General features: G+C 74.5%; 1 pseudogene. It reads right to left on the reverse strand.

Annotation, left to right across the window (positions count from 1 at the left end):
• Positions 1-263, reverse strand: a pseudogene (locus GPK39_RS09245) (IS30 family transposase); the annotation flags it as partial.

The raw sequence follows: 263 nt of genomic DNA on the forward strand, positions 1-263 counted from the left end.
CAGGCCGCGGCGCACGCGTCCTCCCCGAGGGCGAGGAACGCGGCATGCGACCTGCGGGCGGAGTGGCGCGTGGCCGCCCGCCCGGCGGCGCGCTTCCTCGGCCTGTAGCCGACCTTCCGCCTGAGCTCCATGTTCGTCATGCCGTCGTAGCCCGCCGAGACCCAGCGGTAGATGGTCGAGGGAGACAGGTCCACCGGCCCGCCGTTGCGCGCCGCCATCTGCTCGGGCGACAGCCCCCGTCGCAGGCAGTCCCTGATGGCCTC

The sequence above is a fragment of the Collinsella aerofaciens genome, from assembly GCF_018785245.1.
Classification (GTDB): domain Bacteria; phylum Actinomycetota; class Coriobacteriia; order Coriobacteriales; family Coriobacteriaceae; genus Collinsella; species Collinsella aerofaciens_AD.